At 57.0% G+C, this 6,751-nt stretch carries 9 protein-coding genes; 4 read left to right on the plus strand and 5 right to left on the minus strand.

Annotated elements, in window-relative coordinates:
• The 4 genes from ACH2EH_RS01320 to ACH2EH_RS01335 all read right to left on the minus strand — a co-directional run.
• The coding region (locus tag ACH2EH_RS01320; protein WP_395138057.1) for a hypothetical protein at window positions 1-197 on the minus strand (197 nt) is incomplete at its 3' end.
• Between the two features lie 277 nt (window positions 198-474).
• Window positions 475-1,605: a Gfo/Idh/MocA family protein gene (locus ACH2EH_RS01325; protein ID WP_395138070.1), complete on the minus strand. Its 1,131-nt coding sequence runs from the start codon at window positions 1,603-1,605 to the stop codon at window positions 475-477.
• Window positions 1,490-1,846, minus strand: a complete 357-nt coding sequence (locus ACH2EH_RS01330) for a zinc ribbon domain-containing protein (RefSeq protein ID WP_395138071.1) — start codon at window positions 1,844-1,846, stop codon at window positions 1,490-1,492. The genes ACH2EH_RS01325 and ACH2EH_RS01330 overlap by 116 nt, the downstream gene beginning before the upstream one ends.
• A 272-nt stretch (window positions 1,847-2,118) precedes the next feature.
• Window positions 2,119-2,439: a helix-turn-helix domain-containing protein gene (locus tag ACH2EH_RS01335; protein ID WP_395138073.1), complete on the minus strand. Its 321-nt coding sequence runs from the start codon at window positions 2,437-2,439 to the stop codon at window positions 2,119-2,121.
• A gap of 97 nt (window positions 2,440-2,536) precedes the next feature.
• Here ACH2EH_RS01335 and ACH2EH_RS01340 point away from each other — a divergent pair, with 97 nt between their 5' ends.
• From ACH2EH_RS01340 to ACH2EH_RS01355, 4 genes are read left to right on the plus strand one after another with little or no spacing between them, the layout of a single operon-like run.
• Window positions 2,537-4,012, plus strand: coding sequence for a sulfatase (locus ACH2EH_RS01340; protein ID WP_395138059.1), 1,476 nt, complete (start codon window positions 2,537-2,539; stop codon window positions 4,010-4,012).
• 4 nt (window positions 4,013-4,016) lie between these two features.
• Window positions 4,017-4,898 carry a phytanoyl-CoA dioxygenase family protein gene (locus ACH2EH_RS01345; RefSeq protein ID WP_395138061.1) on the plus strand — a complete coding sequence of 294 codons (882 nt, stop codon included), beginning with the start codon at window positions 4,017-4,019 and terminating at the stop codon, window positions 4,896-4,898.
• A complete protein-coding gene (locus tag ACH2EH_RS01350) occupies window positions 4,895-5,944 on the plus strand; it encodes a Gfo/Idh/MocA family protein (RefSeq protein ID WP_395138064.1) in 1,050 nt (349 codons plus the stop codon). Before ACH2EH_RS01345 ends, ACH2EH_RS01350 begins: the two co-directional genes overlap by 4 nt.
• Window positions 5,925-6,500 (plus strand): YkgJ family cysteine cluster protein, encoded by a 576-nt coding sequence (locus ACH2EH_RS01355; RefSeq protein WP_395138066.1) that lies wholly within the window; start codon window positions 5,925-5,927, stop codon window positions 6,498-6,500. The genes ACH2EH_RS01350 and ACH2EH_RS01355 overlap by 20 nt, the downstream gene beginning before the upstream one ends.
• Here ACH2EH_RS01355 and ACH2EH_RS01360 read toward each other — a convergent pair.
• Window positions 6,478-6,751: hypothetical protein (locus ACH2EH_RS01360; protein ID WP_395138068.1), on the minus strand; the 274-nt coding region annotated here is incomplete at its 5' end. The genes ACH2EH_RS01355 and ACH2EH_RS01360 overlap by 23 nt on opposite strands.

A 6,751-nucleotide genomic window follows, 5' to 3' on the forward strand; every position in this document is an offset into this window, starting at 1 on the left:
CCCACCAAGACGATCCCGGAGATCAGCGCGGCCAGCCCGGCCTTGTTCATCCCACTAGCTTGCTGAGGCTGCTGTGCCACTGGCTGCGTGTAGAGTATCGGCTGGGGCCGGGCCGCAGAACCTGGCGTGGCTGCACTCGCCGGTGACGGCGTTGCCGCCGCTACCGCCGCGCCGCAGATATTGCAAAATCGTGCCATCGCGGGCGCTTCCGTCCCGCATGCTTTACACCGAGCCATTGCTTTTACACTCCACAGAGAAAATGCCCCTGCTTACACTGACGAATACGCAAGGGCTTTGGTTTCGGTTCTAAAAAAATATTTCTATTTCGCCCCGATGAACCGGGGCGTCTTATTGTCGCTTCGCGACACAAAGGCCCTCTGGGCCATACAGAGTTGATTCGGGATGGGCGGCACGCCCTTTGTGTCCGAGGCACGAGGACAATAAGACGCTCCCGTTCATGGGAGCGAAAAAAAGTTAGATACTCTTCCAGGAACGATCATCCGACGAAGCCTTCACCGCGTCGAGCACTCTCTGACACTTAAGACCGTCGTTGAAGTCCGGGTGGAACTCCGCGCCCGTGGTCCAGGCTTGCAGCATGTCGTGAATCAAGTTGATAAACGTGTGCTCGTAGCCGATGATATGACCGACGGGCCAGTAGTTGCCCGTGTAGGGGTGGCTGCCATCGGTGGTCTGGATGGTGCGGAAGCCTTTAAGTTCCGTGGGATCGTCGTGGTTGTAGTACTCCAGCTCGTTCATCCGCTCCATGTTGAAGACAATCGAGCCTTTAGAGCCATTGATCTCAAACTTGTTGTGGTTCTTGCGCCCAGCAGCCAGACGAGTCGCCTCAAAAGTGCCCACCGCGCCGCCCGCAAAACGCGCCAGAAAGATCGAGCTGTCGTCCACGGTCACATCGCCCATCTGATCACTAGCCTTTCCGCCCAGCCGGTCATCGGACTCCGCGAGAATCGGGCGCTGCTTGATGAACGTATCCATCATCCCGCTCACCTCGGTGATATCGCCCACTAAATAGTGCGCTAGATCAATCGAGTGCGCCACCAGATCGCCGTGGGAGCCGGAACCCGCAATATCGCCCTGTAAGCGCCAGACAATTGGGAAGTTGGGGTCGAGGATCCAGTCCTGCAAATACACACTCCGCCAGTGGTAGATCTTGCCTAGAACACCGTCCTGGATCATTTGTTTTGCCAGCTTGATCGCGGGAACCCCACGGTAGTTGAAGCAAGTGGCGTTGCGCACTCCGGCGGCGTTCACGGCAGCGCACATCTGCTCCACTTTCTCCACAGAGCTGGCCAGCGGCTTCTCGCAGAAGACCATCTTGCCCGCCTTGGCAGCGGCAATCGCGATCTCGACATGCGTATCGCCTGGGGTGACGATATCAATAATATCAATATCATCCCGCTCCACCAGCTTACGATAGTCCGTCTCGTAGCTCTCGAAGCCAAACTTCTCCGCCGCCGCCTTTACTTTCTCTTCACTGCGCCCACAGAGCGCCTTCAGAACGGGCTCCACGCCCAGCTCCGGGAAGAAGCGGTGGAGCTGACGGTAGGCATTGCTGTGTGCTTTGCCCATGAACTGATATCCCACCAAACCGATACGAACCTGTTTTGCCATGTGTTTGTGTCCTCGAAAAAACGTGACAACTCCCCCCGCTAAAGCAGGGGGCTTCTCTGAGGTCAAGCCTCAACGCTTTGTTGTCCCAAAGCGATTTTAAGAATGTTGAGCGAGGCATCTTCTGCCTGTGCTTGCATTGGTGACAGTCTTGACTCGTGTACGCAGGATTCACCTTGATCAATTGTCGCCCGGCACATTCTGCCTTGTACGCCAACATATCAAAGAACTGCTGAATATCTTCAACGGCTATGAACTCAAAACGGTTGACGATTTTAGCATGAACTTGGCTCACTGCTTCACCCGTTTCTGGCAAAAGCTCTGGTGTTTCAATCTCACAAGAGAAGGTCCCCCACCACTTGCCGCAGGAATCGCGCTTAATGGCACAAGGCTTTGGTGTTCCTTCGAGCGGACGGTGAAGTTTAATCTTGACCTGTCCTATCTTGGAAAGCGAGAGCGTTGCGGTACGCAGCGCCCCTAGCCGTTGATCCCTCAAGCTTGCACCCTAATACGTCGAAAGAAAGCTTTCATGCCTAGGTCAAGGCGGACTGCGACGTTCTGAAGGACTTGGGCATTAACGGTGCGAAGCGAGGGGTGTATTTCTTTAAGTTCTTTGTACGTTGCTTGCTGATCGTACATCGTGAGAGTTTCGCCGTTTGTCTCGTAAGCGGTCTTCCGCATTCCAAGCAGGTAGTTGTACAGCCAACGGCATTCGCGGAGGCAAGCATCCAGGCTTATCTCTTGTGATGCTGTCGGGTACAACCGATACTTGAAAGTTCTACGCTCAAAATATTGTACTGCGTCGCTTGACATTACGTCAAGCACGATGCCATACTTTTTCTATGCGGATGCCGATTCACGGTCATTAGGAAGAGCAGGAACCCACTCCACTCGCCGCGAATCCTAGGGCATGATGCAGCAACCTAACATTCTTTTTATCTTCTCCGATGACCACGCGCTCAATGCGATCTCGGCCTACGGCGGCCCACTGGCGCGGCTCGCTCCCACCCCCCATATTGACCGTCTTGCCCGCGAAGGCGCAATCTTCCCTAACTCTTTTTGCGCCAACTCGATCTGCGGGCCGTCGCGTGCCTGCATTCTAACGGGCAAGCACTCGCATATCAATGGCTTTGTAGACAACGACAACTCCCAGTTCGACGGCACGCAGTGGACGTTTCCCAAAGCCTTTCAGAAGGCCGGATATCAGACAGCAATTATTGGTAAATGGCACTTAGTCACAGACCCAACGGGCTTTGACTACTGGGAGATCGTCCCTGGCCAGGGCAACTACTACAACCCGGATTTCTTGCAGCAAGGCGGCGGGCGCAAGCGCTATCCCGGCCATGTCACGGAACGAACCACCAAGCTCGCGCTGGACTGGCTGGACAAAAACCGCGATAAATCTAAGCCCTTTGTACTGATGTGCCAGCATAAAGCGCCGCACCGAAACTGGATGATTGCCCCCGAGCACTTTCATGTCTTCAAGGACACAGTCTTCCCGGAGCCTAAAAGTCTTTTTGATTCCTACGAGAATCGAGCAACCACACTCAAGACCCAGAAGATGCAGATCAACGCCGACATGACCTGGACATCGGATCTAAAAGTTCTGCCCAACCCCCTGGGGCAAGAAAATGACAAAGTGGGCGAGCTCAATCGCATGACACCTGATCAGGCGGCGGCGTGGAAGGCGGCGTATGCGGCGGAGAACAAGGCGCTGCTGGAAAAATTTCCCACAATGAGCGAGCGCGATAAGCTGCGCTGGAAGTACCAGCGGTATCTCAAAGACTATCTCCGTTGTGTGCGCGGCGTGGACGAGAGTGTCGGGGAGCTTCTAGACTATCTGGACAAGAGCGGGCTGGCGAAAAACACCGTCGTGATCTATGCCTCGGACCAGGGATTCTATCTCGGGGAGCACGGCTGGTTCGATAAGCGCTGGATGTTCGAGGAGTCGGTGAAGATGCCGTTTCTGATCCGCTGGCCTGGTGTCATAAAACCCGGCTCAAAGCCCGAGGCGCTGATCCAGAACATTGACTACGCCGCGACTTTCTTAGAGCTGGCGGGAATCCCTGCGCCGACAGACTTGCAAGGCCAGAGTATCGTCCCGATTCTCAAGACTGGCAAGACGCCAAAAAACTTCCGCAAGGCGATCTATTACCGCTACAGCGGCGAGAAAACCCACAATGTCGCCCCCCACGATGGTGTCCGCACGGACCGCCATAAGCTGATGTACTTTCCCAGCACAAAAGAGTGGAATCTCTTTGACCTCAAGCGTGACCCGAGCGAGATGCGCTCCGTGCACAGTGATCCCGGCTATGCAAAAACGCTCGCCGAGATGAAAGCACTCTACATGCAGCTTCGTGCCGAGTACAAAGCGCCGGAGTGGTAACTTTATGAACATCAATATTTCGGACATTGAAGTCTTCGCCGAGTCGCTAGATAGTGCGAAAGCGGCGGCGATCTACCAGGAGCACGGCTGCCTCGTGGTGCGTGGGCTGATGAAGCCCTATATCGCGGCCATTGCCCATGAAGTTGAGCTTGTGGCAGACACGGCACGCTCGCTCTACGAGCAGGCCAAAGAAGTTCCTGGCATTGGCTGGAGCACACCCGATGGCACACTCTGGATCAAGGCACCGGGCAACTACGACCGCGATAAGCAGATCATGGTGCTGGCCCTGCGCTACACCACGAGCGGCGCATTTCTCCAGTCCGCGCTCGACAAAAACGCCATTGACTTGGTAGAAGCCGTGCTAGGCCCCAATATCGAGCTCTTCTTAGATGGTCAATGCCTCTACAAAGAGCCTGTCGGCGGGCACCCGAAGAACCTTCATCAAGATAGCGCCTACTTTGAGCACCGCTACGACGGTCCCATGGCGAGCCTTAACTACGTGGTGGATACGGACTTGGTGAACGGGGCGCTGCACGTGGTGCCGGGCTCGCATAAGCTCGGGCAATTAACGCACATTGATACTTTCTCGCACTTGGGGCTCGATCCCGACGAGTGGCCGTGGGAGCGCTCGCTGCCGATCTGTGGCAAGGCGGGGGATGCGATCTTCTTCCACTACCGCTGCATTCATGGCTCCAAAGAGAACCACTCCGAAAAGCCACGCCCCGTCTTTATCCACCGCTACCGCCGCCCCGACGACTACGTCACGATCAGTGCCGCCACAGCCGCCGCCCGCGAGGAAGCCGAGAAACACGCCGCCGAGGTAAAAAAACAAAACCAGCAGGGCCTCATGGTGCGAGGAATCAGACTCTGGGAGCCGCAGGCGTGAGCAGACAATATACAGCCTCAGTCGTGGGTGGTGGCGCGGGGGGCAAGCTCTCGCTGAATGCTCTGGAAGCTTCGGAGCGCTTTGTCTTGAAGGCGGCCTGCGATCTTCGCGCAGAGGTTCGTGAGGCGCTTGCGGCGAGCTACCCGGGGATTGTGATTTTCCCCAGCCATGAAGAAATGCTGGCGCAGTGCCCCACCGAAGTGGTCTGTGTGAGCACGTACCCGCCCAGCCATGAAGAAGTGGCGCTCGCGGCGCTGGAGTCAGGCGTTAAAGGCATTCTGGTCGAGAAGCCGCTGGGGCATACATTTGAGTCAGGGCGGCGGATTCTGGAGGCGATTGCTGCAAAGCAAATCCCGGTGGCGGTGCCGCACGGGCTGCTGGCGAAGGCCACGCCGCTGGAAATTATCCGACGCGTGCAAGAGGACGAGATCGGGCGGCTGGTGCTGGTCGAGATTCAGTGCAGGGGGTGGGATATTCTCAACGCCGGAATCCACTGGCTGCACTTCTGCCGCATGCTGACTCCGAGCGACTTGCCCCTCACGGTTCACGCGGCGATAGATGCCTCAACACGCACTTACCGAGATGGCCTACAAGTGGAGACGGCGGCAGTGACAAGCATTGTCCACGCCAGCGGCCTGCGGGTAATCCTGCACACGGGTGATGAGACGCCTGTGAATGTGCCCGGCAAGAGCTTTGTCTTTCGGCTGATAGGGGAGCAGGGCGTGATCGAGTTCTGGGGCTGGGAGAACGGCTTCCTGCTCAACAGCGAGAAAGTGCTCCCGGCAGAGTTCTCCGTCACCGGCCACCGACGGCACTTAGAGACGCTGGCGGATCAGATGGAGGGCGCACTGCTGGACTACACCCTCGCCAATGCTTCGCTCTCCGCACTGGAACTCTGCGAGGCGGCGTATCTCTCCGGTGAGTACAAAGCACAAGTCATGCTGCCACTGACAGGGTTTCTCCCACCCGATCCGTTTACCGACTGGCAACCCGGCAAGCCCTATTTAGGGGCCAATGGAGGACGCGATGGCCGGATCTTTGGATAAGCCCACCAACACCGACGATGGCCTGATCCGCGAGCTGCCCCGCATCCGCCGCTACGCGAAAAACAACGAAGAAGCCGACTACCGCTTTCGCGATTACTTAAAGCAGCGGCTCCCGCTCTCCAACGAGCAACTCGACGGCGTGGTTCAGGAGCTGACAACAGAGGTTTGGAGTAAGATTGACTGCCTCACGTGCGGCAACTGCTGCAAGACGCTGCAAATCGTGGTGGACGATAAAGACATCGCGCGGCTTTCCAAACGGCTTTATATGACCACGAAGGCGTTTTCGGCACAGTATGTCGGGGTGGCCGAGGATGGCGTCAAGCATTTTCTCTCGACGCCCTGCTCGTTTCTGGGCGAGGGCAACGCCTGCACCGTGTATGAAGATCGCCCGCAAGCCTGCCGCGACTTTCCCTATCTCCGCGACCACAACTTCCGCTCCCGGACGCTCATGATGATCGCGAGCTGCGCCACCTGCCCAATTGTTTTTAATGTCTGGGACCGGCTCAAGAAGCGCTTTCCCATCCCCGCCAAATCTAGCGGGAAGAAGCGTCGGTGATGTACTCCTTGAGCTCTACCGCGTAGGAGAAATACTCTCTTGACCCCTTGGGTATCAGGAGATCCACTGAGCAGCGCTCCGCCAGCTCGGAGGCCAGCTGGAACGAGACACTCCATACGCCACTCTTTCCCACGGTCACTTGCAGCGGGGCCGAGACCAGCGGGCTGTACGAGATGGGGCCGGAGCGGGAATTGGGGAGTAGGGGCCGTATGCTCATGGTCACCCGGCTCATGTCCTTCAGCTTTCCCTCA

The sequence above is a fragment of the Armatimonas sp. genome, from assembly GCF_043760365.1.
Lineage (GTDB): Bacteria > Armatimonadota > Armatimonadia > Armatimonadales > Armatimonadaceae > Armatimonas.